Source organism: Microvirga ossetica, from assembly GCF_002741015.1.
In the GTDB taxonomy this organism is placed as follows: Bacteria; Pseudomonadota; Alphaproteobacteria; order Rhizobiales; family Beijerinckiaceae; genus Microvirga; species Microvirga ossetica.
In genome coordinates this window covers 1818472-1831170 of the sequence record NZ_CP016616.1, presented here as the reverse complement: position 1 = coordinate 1831170, position 12699 = coordinate 1818472, and the positions used below count along the sequence as shown (strand labels likewise).

The window sequence follows — 12699 nt, the reverse complement described above, 5'->3', positions numbered from 1 at the left end:
TGGTCCGCGTGGCGACGAGCGCATCAGGCCATGGCGCAAGCCTCACATCGCAAACGAAAGGTGCAACTGTAGTGCTAGAGCCTCGGACCGGAAATGAGACTCCTGGCTTCTGTGCGAGGCCGAGCTGTGATTCACTGCCTGGACTGGGAGGTGGATTATGGGTCATTGCTATTCCCTGGATCTGCGGGTGCGCGTCGCCGACTTTGTCGATGCAGGTCATTCCTGCCGGGCGGCAGCCCAGCACTTTGACGTCAGCGAGAGTTTCGCCATCAAGCTGGTGCAGCGGAAGCGGCGGTTCGGCTCGCCGGCACCGGCCCGGCAAGGCCGTCCGCCCGGACGCGGCAAGCTGGTGCCCTATGAGAGCTTCTTGATCCAGACGGTCGAGGCCGAGCCGGCCATCACCATGCCCGAGCTGGCCGCAAGGCTGCTGACTGAGCATGGGATCGTTGCGGCTCCCGCGATGCTCTCGCGCTTCCTGTGCCGGCACGGCTTCTCATATAAAAAAATGCCTGATGGCGGCGGAGTGCGCACGCGCCGATGTGCGGGATGAGCGCCGGGTCTGGCATGCCCAGCGCCAGCCGCGCATGCGCCAGGAGACGCACCGGCTGGTGTTCCTGGACGAGACGTATGTCAACACCAAGATGACGCGCCTGCGCGGGCGGAGCCGCAGGGGCCAGCGCCTACGCATGAAAGCTCCCTTTGGACACTGGAAAACCCATACCTTTCTGGCTGGGCTACGGTGCAACGAGTTGTGCGCGCCGTGGATCATCGATGGCCCGATCACCCGGTTGGCGTTCGAGGCTTACATTGAGACGCAGCTCGCGCCGACGCTGCGCAAAGGCGATGTGGTGATTCTCGACAACCTGGCTGTCCACAAGAGCGAGAAGGCCGCTCAGTGTCTGAAGCAACGCGGAGCCTGGTTCCTGTTTTTACCTGCTTATTCGCCTGATCTTAATCCAATTGAACAGGCCTTTGCCAAGATCAAAGCGCACTTGCGCAAGGCCGAGGCCCGAACGTTCGACGCGCTCTGGCGAGCGCTCGGTGAGATCTGCAACCTGTTCGAACCACAAGAGTGCTGGAACTACCTTAAGGCTGCCGGATATGCGTCCGTTTAACCGTCCGATGCTCTAACGCGGGCATAGCCAATCATGCAACGATTTTGCACCTGACTTTTGCACCATGCAAGTCATTGAGATTGCAGGGCCGGAAAACTCGTGCATAAATCTTGATTTATGCACCCAGCCTTTATGAGCCGTAGAACGTCACGGCCCAAGGTGCTGTCTCGTGGGCGGTGAACGCAATACTGCGTGTCCTGATTGCGTGTATCGATATGGTTTCAGGTGGGAGAGGGTCCAGGATGGGATCACCCGCAATCCAAAACTACAATCGGGTATCGAGTAGAAAAAGGGAGCGTCGAACACGGAGTCGAGGTCCCTTGAGAGCTTAATCGAAACCGCAATGGTCGCGCGTTCCCTGCGGATGTGATTGAATTACACTTAGTGGGATTGCTGTAGAATTCGCGAGGACATAGTGGATCGTTCTGTTCAGACTAACCTGCCAGCAAGAAAATTCCGCCCTGAAATCCAGGGGCTTAGAGCCATTGGAGCCATTCTAGTCGCCTCTTATCACATTTGGATTGAGAAGGTGTCCGGTGGGATAGACGTATTTTTCGTGATTTCAGGTTTTCTTATCCTTGGCTCCTTGTACAATCAAGCAGACCGCACCCAGACCGTCGATCTAAGACGCTTCGCGACTGGATTGATGTCCCGGTTGTTGCCTATGGCAATGCTGGTTACAATCTCCATTATGATACTTGCATTCCTTCTTCTTCCACATACACGATGGCACGCGATTATTCTCGAAAGCGCAGCATCCACTCTCAACATAGAGAACTGGAAGCTTGCATACTCGGCAATCGACTACTTAGACCGAGAAGATGCCGCAAGTCCTTTTCAACATTTTTGGGCTCTTTCGATACAATGGCAGTTTTATCTGATATTCGGGCTGTCGTTTCTCGTACTCGCTAAAATCCAACCTCTGCGTCTCGGGCGTATAAATATATCTATTGCTGCACCTCTGGTTCTCATGCTGGCAGGGTCACTGGCATATTCTGTTTACATTACACAAAAGGATCAAGCTTTTGCTTACTTCAGCACATTCGCCCGCGTTTGGGAATTTGCCCTAGGCGGTCTTGTAGCGATCGTCCTGCCAGAGCTGCGACTCCCGCTGGCGGTTCGAATTGGCTTTGGCTGGCTGGGTTTGGCTGCTGTCCTGAGCTGCGGCGTGCTCCTGAACGTATCGACGGTGTTCCCCGGGTATGCGGCGCTCTGGCCAACGTGCGGTGCAGCGCTGATTATCATCGCAGGCCAGACCCAGTCGCGCTTTGCAGCCGATCGCATCCTGAGTTGGAGCCTCTTCGGCTACGTTGGCAAGATCTCGTACGCACTCTACCTGTGGCACTGGCCTATTCTAATCTTTTACCTGATCATTTTCGATGTGACGCACGCTGGGATCGTAGGTGGTGCGGCAGTGTTCGGGCTTTCGATCGTGTTAGCGGCTATCAGCACCTGGATCGTTGAAGACGGAGGGCAATGGAAGACAGAACGAGGTCGGAACGTCACTTGGTCGTTCCCGGCAGTTGCCACTGCGGTTGCCGTCGCCATGGTGATTAGCGTGACTTGGTACGGTGCCGAAGCTTCCTGGATTGCGAAAGAACGCGCAATGGATTTGCGCGACGGCACTCACCCAGGCGCGGAGGCTTTCGATCGTGCTAACCGCAGCGCAATTACTGCAGCCCTGGTTCCTGGACCCTTGTGGGCTCGCAAGGATCTCCTTGCGGCTCACGCGGACGGCATCTGTCATCAGACGCTGTCGGGAACTGCTCCTTTATCTTGTGTGTATGGCAACAAGGCGGCGTCCCACACGATTGCAGTGGTCGGCGGCTCACACTCCGCTCATTGGCTTCCAACTCTCATCGAGGGATTGAAGAACCGAGATTGGAAAATTGTGACTTATACGAAGAGCAGCTGTCTGTTTGTCGCCAAAGAAGCAAACGAAGATTCCAGACAGGAAGCTTCGTGCAAAAAGTGGAACGAGAACGTCATGTCTCGACTTCTCGAGACTAAGCCCGATGCGATTTTTACGACGTCGACCCGTGCGCAACACGGAATTGAAGTCATTCCGCCGGGCTGGCTTGAGCATATGCAGAAGCTTACGGCGGCAGGCATCAAGGTCATTGCGATACGAGACACACCTTGGATGGAATTTAATGTTTCTGAATGCGTGGAGCGCTACGGCACTAACACGACAAGGTGCTTCAGGCCGCGTTCAAGCCGATTAGCTACAACCGATCCGGCCGCTGCAAACGCCAGTCTCGTAAACCTCACGCTGCTCGACTTAAACGACCACTTCTGTGACGAAAAGTGGTGCTACCCTGTCACTGGGAACATCATGATGTTTTATGACAAGCACCACATAAGCGCGACGTACGCTCGAACATTGGCCCCCGGACTTATGGACGATATGAACCCGGCACTTGTCGAGATAGAGGGCCGTCGAGCAAAGTCGGTGGGCGGATAGCCTCGGGAAACGCAGGGAACGCCATACCGACCCGTCTCTACCTGAATGAATTGCTCTCGGCCCGTCGGCTTGGCGAGATCAAGCGGCTCCACGAAATAGATGACATGCCGCCGTTGGTCCCTTCCGCCATAGCGCGTGCTACCCTCTCTCGCGTCTCGCTCATCCCTTTCCCTTCGTGAAGGGCACGAGGGCGGCGCGAAGGTCGTCTAGCTGCCATGTCGCAAAAGAGGACTCCATGTTGTCCCTTTCGGCAGACCGCCATTGCAGCGCCCTTACCGCATCCACCAGCGCGTCGACCTGATCGGCGGCGATAAGGCGTAGATTCTTGCCTGTGCTTACGTCAACCATCTCTGCATCGTGCCGTAGCAATTCCTGCGGTGTCATCACTTCTTCTCCCAAAGTCGCTTACGAAGGTATAGCTCGTGACCCGCAGACGATCATCCACGCGCTTCAGATTCGCGGCCGCTTCCCTGCCCAACGTCGCTCGGAGGAAGTCCATTTTGCGGCCAGCTCGCTCGAAACCGCTGAGCTTTTTGGTATAGCTAATATCAAGGACTATTCGGCAGCATCGGCGCACCACCCATTGAGTGCTACGCAGCTCGCGAAGGCTCTCGGAGGCGACACATGGCATGTTGCAAACAGATTAATTGACGAGGTAACGCGCGTTTCTGGAATTAATATAAAATCATCGGACAATATATATCATAGGGGGAGAAAATAAATGACACTCCCTACCATAAATACTCAAATGATGCTGTTTACTTGCTTAAAAAAGTGTAGGCAGGTGAACCTTTCGAACTCGATATGAGTTGAAGGCTAGTTATCTGTCTCTGTCAAAATCTCTGTCCTTGGTCCGCGCGATCGCGGGCGTTTTCTCCTGATCGGCGGCGCGGGCCTTCGCCCGCTCGTTCCAATAATCTCTGCGTGTGAATCGGTAGCCGTATAGAATTGTAGAACTGTAGGGCTATAGCTATTTTCCTTTCTAAGCGTGTTCTCTGTTCGATGCTCGCCTGCGGCGAGCATCGAACCCGCGCGAAGCGCGGAACGATGTTCTCCGTCCCGATGCAATCCATGCACCGCCTGACGCAGCGACAGTCACCCGCAGGGCCGTAGCGAAGCGAAGGACGGCGAAGCCGTTGACAGAGCGAGCACGGCGGTATGCTGGCGGCTTCGGGAATGAAACAAAACTCATCGGCCGAAGGCCGATTCCGCCTTAATCCCTATAGAATAGAAACTTAGATTGGGATTCAGTCCGCCTGCCGGACTCACGTTCAACACCTTGACCAAGACGAGTCAGAACGGCCCGCAAGGCGGGGTCTTCGATTGTCTCAGCAACAAGCTCAACAGGGGAAAGGCTGGCGCGGTAGGCGTCATATCCGGCCGTCCGTCGCTGCTGGGTAGCGTCGAAATCATCCGGCAAGGGTGAAGGCTGGCCAAACCGTCCAAGAAGCCTTAGCGCTCTTGCAGGCAGGGAAAGCCGATAAGCGTTGCTGGTCTGCTGAACCTGCGGCCCCCTGCCCTCGTTGCCGGTCGGCACGTACCGGCGTAGCCAATCCAGAAAGCCATGGGTGCGTAAAGCTTTTAGGGCCCTGACGATGGCGTCCCTCGAGCGTCTAAGACGGCTCATCAGCGTTTCAATCGCGGGATCGAGACGGCCGGTTTTGTAGTCAACGAGGTTCGCCAGATATTCCAGCACCTCTAAAGCGACAAAACCAAGCGCTCCGCTTCGTGCGCCTGGTTGTCGCGTCACCAGCTCGTAGCGACGGGCGGCAAGCGTGATCCGGCGTACTTCTTGCCGGTCGGTTCGCCTCCAGAAAACGCCTTCGCAGCGGCCTTTCAGGCGGGATTGTCGGCGTACCGGTGTGGGGCATCGTTCGGCCGCTGCTCCATCGAGCACGGCCCCTAGAGCCTCGGACCGGAAATGAGACTCCTGGCTTCTGTGCGAGGCCGAGCTGTGATTCACTGCCTGGACTGGGAGGTGGATTATGGGTCATTGCTATTCCCTGGATCTGCGGGTGCGCGTCGCCGACTTTGTCGATGCAGGTCATTCCTGCCGGGCGGCAGCCCAGCACTTTGACGTCAGCGAGAGTTTCGCCATCAAGCTGGTGCAGCGGAAGCGGCGGTTCGGCTCGCCGGCACCGGCCCGGCAAGGCCGTCCGCCCGGACGCGGCAAGCTGGTGCCCTATGAGAGCTTCTTGATCCAGACGGTCGAGGCCGAGCCGGCCATCACCATGCCCGAGCTGGCCGCAAGGCTGCTGACTGAGCATGGGATCGTTGCGGCTCCCGCGATGCTCTCGCGCTTCCTGTGCCGGCACGGCTTCTCATATAAAAAAATGCCTGATGGCGGCGGAGTGCGCACGCGCCGATGTGCGGGATGAGCGCCGGGTCTGGCATGCCCAGCGCCAGCCGCGCATGCGCCAGGAGACGCACCGGCTGGTGTTCCTGGACGAGACGTATGTCAACACCAAGATGACGCGCCTGCGCGGGCGGAGCCGCAGGGGCCAGCGCCTACGCATGAAAGCTCCCTTTGGACACTGGAAAACCCATACCTTTCTGGCTGGGCTACGGTGCAACGAGTTGTGCGCGCCGTGGATCATCGATGGCCCGATCACCCGGTTGGCGTTCGAGGCTTACATTGAGACGCAGCTCGCGCCGACGCTGCGCAAAGGCGATGTGGTGATTCTCGACAACCTGGCTGTCCACAAGAGCGAGAAGGCCGCTCAGTGTCTGAAGCAACGCGGAGCCTGGTTCCTGTTTTTACCTGCTTATTCGCCTGATCTTAATCCAATTGAACAGGCCTTTGCCAAGATCAAAGCGCACTTGCGCAAGGCCGAGGCCCGAACGTTCGACGCGCTCTGGCGAGCGCTCGGTGAGATCTGCAACCTGTTCGAACCACAAGAGTGCTGGAACTACCTTAAGGCTGCCGGATATGCGTCCGTTTAACCGTCCGATGCTCTAGCGCATCGGACGCGCAAGTGGGTCCACTTTTGAGCCGGATGCTCTAGCTCTTGATCGGAAGCGGGCCATAATCGCTCGTGCGCGGTGCGTGCCGATACTTAAGACGCACAACGATGCCGTTTTGCCGCCCGTCTGAACGCGGGCAGAGTGCTTATCGATAGTTCAAGTCTGCATACATCTCTTTTTGAAGGATAGGCAGCGCCACTCCATGAACTATCGCTCTGAAATAGATGGGCTGCGGGCTGTGGCAGTGCTCCCGGTGCTGATGTTTCACGCCGGGGTTCCGTTCTTTGCCGGTGGATATGTCGGCGTCGACGTGTTCTTCGTCATCTCAGGATATCTGATCACCGGAATTATCGCGCCGGAGATGGCGGAGGGCCGCTTCTCGCTCATCGCGTTCTACGAGCGTCGCATTCGGCGCATCATCCCTTGTCTCATAGCGGTCATCGGCTTCAGCTTGGTGGCCGCAGCGATCCTGTTTCTGCCGGGAGACTTTATGAGTCTCTCGAAAAGCGTAATCGCCACCATCCTGTTCTCTTCAAATATCCTCTTTTGGCGACAGTCCTGGTATTTCAATGCTCAGATGGACTTGATTCCGCTGCTGCATACATGGTCATTGGCCGTCGAGGAACAGTTCTACATTCTGTTTCCTCCGGCGCTCGCTGTGCTCTATCGCCTTGGTCGTTCAAAGCTTGTCCCGATCATTGCCGCGCTGGCCATTGCGTCGTTCCTGCTCAACGTGTGGAGCGTGGAGAAGGCACCGTCATTCGCGTTCTACATGGCTCCGACCCGCGCTTGGGAGCTATTGACCGGCTCGCTGCTTGCACTCGGATTCTTCCCTCCGCTCAGGAGCAAGGCCTGGCGTGAAGGGTTGGCCTTCATTGGGATCGCGCTCATCGTATCCGCCGTCTGCCTCTTTTCCGCGCGTACGCCGTTTCCGAGCTATTATGCGCTCGTGCCGGTGCTGGGGACGGCGTTCGTCATATACGCGTCCCGCGATACGACATGCGGCCGGATCCTCAGTCTCGGGCCCGTCGTGTTCATCGGGCTCATCTCGTACTCGCTTTATCTCTGGCACTGGCCCATCATGGTTTTTGCCAGGTACTATCTGATCGATGATCTCTCGGGGTGGAATGTCATAGCGGTACTTCTTCTCTCGCTTTGCGCCGCCATTCTTTCCTGGCGTTACATCGAAATGCCGTTTCGTCGAAAGGGCATCGTCAAGCGCCGCTTTCTCTTTGCAGCAGCCCCGACTGCAATGCTCGTCCTCACAGCGGCCGGGTTGGCGGGTCTGGTTTCCAAGGGTTGGGCGTCTCGTGTTCCAGCCGATGTGGCCTATCTTGAAAGCTTCAAAAACGACTCGAGTCTACGGCGTATGGACTGTCACCGCTTCGAGAACAGCACGGTTGCATTGTCGCAATCCTGCGTGCTTGGCGCACCCGTGCCGCCGGAATTTGCAATCTGGGGCGACAGCCATGCCGTGGAGCTTGCCTTCGTGTTCGGCAAGCTTGCCGAACAGCATCAACGGTCAGTGATGCAGGTCAGTTATTCGTCCTGTCCCCCAGTGATGGGAAATGGGAGTCCCGGTTGCCGGAAGCACAACGATGCGGCACTTCGGTATCTTATCGACCATTCCACCATCAGAACCGTCTTTCTCATAGCCTTCTACGACAATGGAAAAGACAATCGGGCTTCGACTTATGCCGAAGGGCTTCGCGAGTCCGTGAGTAAGCTGGCCGATGCCGGAAAGCACGTTGTTCTCATTTATCCGGTTCCAAGAGCAACGATCGACGTGCCGAGCGCGCTCGCACGCTATGTCTGGAATGGAATGAGAACCGATGCGGTGGGTTCGAGGAAGGGTGCATTCCTCCAGCGGAATGCGGAGATCCTCCATCTCCTCGACACGTTGGCGCACCTGCGCAACGTGGCTCGCGTGATCCCGCACGATGATCTCTGTCAGGAAGAGACGTGCTCCGTGCTTCTTGAGGGGAAGCCGTTGTACTTCGATAACCACCATCTCAGTCTGTCGGGTGCTCAGCACATAGCACCGTTGTTCGAGCGCTTTTTCGCGAGTGAGCAGAGAGCCGGTTTGCGCTAGTCAAAGCCGCTGTTCTCCTCCATATCGATGGCATCTTTCTTTGGATAGGCGCTCCCCGTTAGAGCATCTGACGTGAAAAGTGTTCCTGCTTTTGGGAGCAATCCGATGCTCAATTGTCCCTGAGAAATTCGGTGTGTGAGAAAGGCGATCTGGTCATTTCAGTGACTTATAGGCTGGTGAGCAATTATCTTTCCGTGCGGGTGAGGCGACGCAGCAGGATGACCTCGCGTACAACCTCATCAATGTTTACGCGATCAAGATGGCTGGCGAGCCGCTCAAAGAACATAACGAACCCATTGGAAGGGCCTTATCAGGCGGCCAGGCCAAACAGCTGATTGACGAAGCGGGTTTCGCCTGTCGCTCCCGGCGTTCGCAGGATGCAATGGCCACGGCGGATCATGCGCATAACCTCGACGCCCTTGATCAATGGCTGTCCGCATCTCCGATGCGCCGCTGGGACGTAAGCTGAGGCGAAGATGGTTGAACGACGCGATCCGCCTCTCTTTGCGGGAGAAGGGCAGGGCGGCCCTTGGCCCCATCTCTCCGGCTTCATGCGGGACGGCGCCCATGTCCTGCCCATCCGCGTCTATTACGAGGACACGGATTTTAGCGCCCGCGTCTATCACGCCAGCTATCTCTGCTTCATGGAGCGCGGCCGCACCGAGCTGTTGCGGGCGGTCGAGGTGGCGCAGTCGGACCTTCACGCCGACATGAACGGACTCGCCTTTGTCGTCCGCAAGATGAACATCGACTTCCGCGGCGGGGCCGTCATGGACGATGTGCTCGCCATCGTCACCCGCCCGAAGGAGATGCGCGGCGCATCGATGACGCTCGCCCAGGAGGTCCGGCGCGGCGCCGAAGTGCTGGTCGCCGCCCTCAGGGGCAGGCGGGCCGTGCGGATTCCGGGCGAGCTGCGCGCGGCGCTGACGGTGGCTGCACCTTAGGACCTACGACGCCTTGTCGAGCACCGGCGTGCCCGTCTTGAACCAGGCTTTCGCGATCTTGCCGTCTGCGACCTCGTAGATCGCCATCACGTCCAACCGGCCCAAGCCTTCCGGAAAGTTGCGGGTGACGACCTCCCTGTCGATCACAAGATTGTCGACGTTCATGCGGTGGATGAGCTTGCCGAAGAGATCGGGTTCCCTGAACCGCACGACATGGCGGTCCCGGATCTGCTGCGTGCCCTCGGCCAGAAGATCCGATGGGAAGGCGAAGACTTGCGCATCCTCGGCCCAGCAGCTCATGAAGGCCTCGATATCCTTGGCGTTGTAGGCATCGAGCTGTCTCCTCACCACCTCGGTCGGGTCGGTCTGCGCCTCGGCCATCACGTTCTCTCGCTCTTTAATTACTGCTGGAGATATTGTTACGGTTGATCTGAGGCTTGGGCAAGCCGAGGTGTTGAAGCAGATGCCGTATCGGCAGGCGCAGGCAAGGCCTCCCTCACTGCATGCCACCCATAATTTCCATATTCATTTCAGGGAATTCGCCTCGATTAAGCTCAAGTTAAACCAGACCTTAACCTTACTCTGTGCTTAACAGGTAACGGTCCGGGACGATTGCGCGTCTTGTTGCCCGCCGCCCTTATTTTCGACAGATTCCGGGGCGAACGAGCAGTAATACAAGAACAGATTTTCCTAAGACCATTCTGCGGTGGGCCCTGGACCGTTCCAGGGCTGCTCGAAGAGCGAGGGCGAGTTTCATGAATCCGGCTGATGTGGCCCAGGCTGCCCCTGTGGCTCACGACCTGTCCTTCTTTGCCCTGTTCTGGCAGGCGCATTTCATCGTCAAGCTCGTGATGATCGGCCTGCTGGCGGCCTCGGTCTGGTGCTGGGCCATCATCATCGACAAGACCCTGCTCTACGCCCGCACCAAGCGCGCCATGGACCGCTTCGAGGACGTGTTCTGGTCCGGCCAGTCGCTCGAGGAGCTGTTCCGCTCCCTGCAGAGCCGCCCGGCCACGGGCCTCGCCGCCGTGTTCGTCGCCGCCATGCGCGAGTGGAAGCGCTCCTTCGAGGGCTCCGGCCGCTCGTTCCAGAGCCTGCCGCAGCGCATCGACAAGGTGCTCGACGTCACCATCCAGCGCGAGGTGGAGCGCCTCAACGGCCGCCTGACGGTGCTGGCCTCCATCGGTTCGGCCGGCCCCTATATCGGCCTCTTCGGCACGGTGGTGGGCATCATGAATTCCTTCACCTCCATCGCCGCCTCCAAGAACACCAGCCTTGCGGTCGTCGCTCCCGGCATCGCGGAAGCGCTCTTCGCCACGGCGATCGGCCTCTTTGCGGCCATTCCCGCGGTGCTCGCCTACAACAAGCTGCAATCGGAGGTCGGCAAGCTGCAGACGCGCCTCGAGGGCTTCGCCGACGAGTTCTCGGCCATCCTGTCGCGCCAGATCGACGAGCGCATCGGCCATGCGGGCCGTCCTCCGGCCAACGCGGCTTAAGGGGGAACCGGCATGGCCATGATGACAGGAGCGGCAGGAGGCGGACGCCGCCGCAGGCGCTCCCGGACTCCGGGCGCGATCAACGAGATCAACATGACGCCGTTCATCGACGTCATGCTGGTGCTGCTCATCATCTTCATGGTGGCCGCACCCATGATGACGGCCGGCGTGCCGCTCGATCTGCCGCAGACCAAGGCCGCGCCGCTGAATTCCGACGCGACGCCGGTGACGCTCTCCATCAAGGCGAACGGCCAGGTGTTCCTGGGCGAGACCGAGCTTGTGGACGAGGCCATCGTCGGCAAGCTCGCGGACGCGTCGAAATCCGGCTTCGACGAGCGTATCTTCGTGCGCGGGGACAAGAAGGTCGATTACGGGCGCGTCGCGCAGGTGATGTCGATCGTGACCACGGCCGGCTACAAGCGCGTTGCCCTCGTGACCGAGGTCGACCAGCGCTGAGCGGGATGAGGACAAGGGGCAAACACACGTGGCGTTGAAGCTGAAATTCAGCACCTCCGAGCCGGGCCTTTGGGTCTCGGGCGTCGCGCATGTGTCGCTGCTGGCCGCAGCCCTGATCGGCCTGTCGGTCGGCTCCGAGTTTCCCGAGGCGCAGGAAGGCATCCCGGTCGAGATCATCACCGACAACCAGCTTTCGCAGATCACCAGGGGCGAGACGAACGCCAAGGCCCCGCAGCCAAAGCCGCGCGCCGAGCGCGTCGCCGACAAGACCGAGCTGAAGGATCCCGGCGAGGACAAGCGCGATGCGCCGGCACCGCCCAAGCGCCCGGCCGAGATGAAGGTCGCCGACAAGGAAGAGCCGGTCGCCGCCCAGCCTCCGCCGCCCGCGCCGCCGACCCGCTCGCAGGAAGAAAAGGCCGCCGAGGCCAAGGCCGCGGAAGAGAAGAAGCTGCAGGAAAAGGCTGAGGCCGAGGCCATCGAGAAGGCGAAGGCCGCCGAGCAGGCCAAGATCGAGGCCGAAGCGAAGGCGAAGGTCGAGGCGGAGGCGAAAGCCAAGGCCGGAGCGGAAGCCAAAAAGGTCGCGGAGGCCAAGGCGAAGGCGGAAGCGGAAGCCAAGGCGAAAGCCGAGGCGGAAGCGAAGAAGCTTGCGGAAGCCAAGGCCAAGGAAGAGGCCGAGGCCAAGGCGCGCAAGGAAGCCCAGCTCGCCAAGAAGCTCGACATGGGCGACCTGAAGCAGTTCCTCGACAGCAAGGAAAAGCACCAATCCACCGGCGCGACCGGAGCGGAGGTCCAGAAGACCGCGTCCCTCGGCACTGCGACGGGATCGGCGGCGAAGCTCTCGCCGAGCCTGCGCGATGCGCTCATCGGCCTGCTGGTCTCGCAGATCGAGCGCTGCTACAGCGCGCCTATCGCGGCTTCAGGAGGACAGGTCACTGCGCCGATCCTCGATATCCGCCTGAACCAGGATGGCTCTCTCAGCACCGAGCCGCGGGTTCTTCAAGCGGGAAGCTCTTCGACCGACCGTGCGGTCGCGGATGCCGCCGTCAGGGCCATCCGCAAATGCCGCCAGTTCGAGATCCCGGCGCGGTTCGCGCCCTATTACTCGGATTGGAAGGTTCTGAACGTCCAGTTCGATCCTCCTCTCTCTTAAAGCCATCAAGCTTGAGAC

Annotated in this window: 9 protein-coding genes and 2 pseudogenes; 8 read left to right on the top strand and 3 right to left on the bottom strand. The window is 59.1% G+C overall.

The annotated features are described in order from the left end of the window. The first annotated feature begins 157 nt into the window (after positions 1 to 157). Together BB934_RS08605 and BB934_RS08600 are read left to right on the top strand one after the other, a co-directional pair. Positions 158 to 1115 (top strand): annotated as a pseudogene (locus BB934_RS08605) (IS630 family transposase). A 415-nt stretch (positions 1116 to 1530) separates the two neighbouring features. Beyond that, a complete protein-coding gene (locus BB934_RS08600) occupies positions 1531 to 3579 on the top strand; it encodes an acyltransferase family protein (protein ID WP_157934090.1) in 2049 nt (682 codons plus the stop codon). Between the two features lie 159 nt (positions 3580 to 3738). Here the strand turns inward: BB934_RS08600 and BB934_RS08595 are convergent, their stop codons facing one another. Then, positions 3739 to 3963, bottom strand: a complete 225-nt coding sequence (locus BB934_RS08595; RefSeq protein WP_099509258.1) for a hypothetical protein — start codon at positions 3961 to 3963, stop codon at positions 3739 to 3741. Between the two features lie 829 nt (positions 3964 to 4792). After that, the gene (locus BB934_RS08590) at positions 4793 to 5476 is read right to left on the bottom strand and encodes a helix-turn-helix domain-containing protein (protein WP_099509257.1); all 684 of its coding nucleotides are present in this window, start codon (positions 5474 to 5476) and stop codon (positions 4793 to 4795) included. 88 nt (positions 5477 to 5564) lie between these two features. On the opposite strand from BB934_RS08590, the pseudogene BB934_RS08585 reads away from it, so the two are divergent. From BB934_RS08585 to BB934_RS08575, 3 genes and pseudogenes are all read left to right on the top strand, one after another. Next, positions 5565 to 6522, top strand: a pseudogene (locus BB934_RS08585) (IS630 family transposase). A 223-nt stretch (positions 6523 to 6745) separates the two neighbouring features. Beyond that, positions 6746 to 8635, top strand: coding sequence for an acyltransferase family protein (locus tag BB934_RS08580; protein WP_099509256.1), 1890 nt, complete (start codon positions 6746 to 6748; stop codon positions 8633 to 8635). Between the two features lie 551 nt (positions 8636 to 9186). After that, positions 9187 to 9579: a YbgC/FadM family acyl-CoA thioesterase gene (locus BB934_RS08575; RefSeq protein ID WP_237050302.1), complete on the top strand. Its 393-nt coding sequence runs from the start codon at positions 9187 to 9189 to the stop codon at positions 9577 to 9579. 3 nt (positions 9580 to 9582) lie between these two features. Here the strand turns inward: BB934_RS08575 and BB934_RS08570 are convergent, their stop codons facing one another. Then, positions 9583 to 9960: a nuclear transport factor 2 family protein gene (locus BB934_RS08570; RefSeq protein WP_099509254.1), complete on the bottom strand. Its 378-nt coding sequence runs from the start codon at positions 9958 to 9960 to the stop codon at positions 9583 to 9585. A gap of 374 nt (positions 9961 to 10334) precedes the next feature. Here BB934_RS08570 and tolQ point away from each other — a divergent pair, with 374 nt between their 5' ends. The 3 genes from tolQ to tolA are packed head-to-tail and all read left to right on the top strand — an operon-like array spanning position 10335 to position 12681. Beyond that, a complete protein-coding gene (gene tolQ, locus BB934_RS08565; protein ID WP_099509253.1) occupies positions 10335 to 11075 on the top strand; it encodes a protein TolQ in 741 nt (246 codons plus the stop codon). A gap of 12 nt (positions 11076 to 11087) precedes the next feature. Continuing rightward, complete coding sequence (locus BB934_RS08560) at positions 11088 to 11531, top strand: ExbD/TolR family protein (protein WP_173909433.1); 444 nt, start codon at positions 11088 to 11090, stop codon at positions 11529 to 11531. 28 nt (positions 11532 to 11559) lie between these two features. Beyond that, on the top strand, positions 11560 to 12681 hold the full coding sequence (gene tolA, locus BB934_RS08555; protein ID WP_418294735.1) for a cell envelope integrity protein TolA: 1122 nt from the start codon (positions 11560 to 11562) through the stop codon (positions 12679 to 12681). Positions 12682 to 12699: the final 18 nt, after the last annotated feature.

Excerpts from the sequence above, each read along its gene's own strand:
- BB934_RS08580 (WP_099509256.1), top strand. The coding sequence starts at position 6,746 with ATGAACTATCGCTCTGAAATAGATGGGCTGCGGGCTGTGGCAGTGCTC.
- BB934_RS08575 (WP_237050302.1), top strand. The coding sequence starts at position 9,187 with ATGCGGGACGGCGCCCATGTCCTGCCCATCCGCGTCTATTACGAGGAC.
- tolQ (WP_099509253.1), top strand. The coding sequence starts at position 10,335 with ATGAATCCGGCTGATGTGGCCCAGGCTGCCCCTGTGGCTCACGACCTG.
- BB934_RS08595 (WP_099509258.1), bottom strand. The coding sequence starts at position 3,963 with ATGACACCGCAGGAATTGCTACGGCACGATGCAGAGATGGTTGACGTA.
- BB934_RS08560 (WP_173909433.1), top strand. The coding sequence starts at position 11,088 with ATGGCCATGATGACAGGAGCGGCAGGAGGCGGACGCCGCCGCAGGCGC.
- BB934_RS08570 (WP_099509254.1), bottom strand. The coding sequence starts at position 9,960 with ATGGCCGAGGCGCAGACCGACCCGACCGAGGTGGTGAGGAGACAGCTC.